This is a genomic window from Mesorhizobium sp. (assembly GCF_005063415.1).
In the GTDB taxonomy this organism is placed as follows: domain Bacteria; phylum Pseudomonadota; class Alphaproteobacteria; order Rhizobiales; family Rhizobiaceae; genus Mesorhizobium.
In genome coordinates, this window is sequence record NZ_SUEG01000200.1 from 7379 (window position 1) to 7687 (window position 309).

A 309-nucleotide genomic window follows, 5' to 3' on the forward strand; every position below is an offset into this window, starting at 1 on the left:
CACGATGTCGTGACTGCCGGCCGGCGAAGCGCCGGCCCCGCTATTCGGCGGACGATGATCGATTTGCTGACGCAAGCGCAACAACAGGGTCGGCTTGCTCCCGACACCGACTTTGACCATCTTGTACTTGCCGCGCGTGCACTCGTTTACGGGTTGGCACGCATGGCGATCGATGGTCATTTCCGGGAATGGCATCCGTCAGAGCCGCCAACCCTGGCCGCGCAGCGGGCTCTCCGACTTTTCATGAGCCGGATGACCATTCCGTCTAAAGCTTAATTCGCGAGCACCCAAAAGGGCCCGAGATTGCGT

General features: G+C 60.8%; 1 protein-coding gene. It reads right to left on the reverse strand.

Going from position 1 to position 309, the window contains the following annotated elements:
• A partial coding sequence (locus E5W70_RS29450; RefSeq protein ID WP_292664807.1) for a hypothetical protein occupies positions 1-180 on the reverse strand: 180 nt, incomplete at its 3' end.
• Positions 181-309 lie beyond the last annotated feature (129 nt).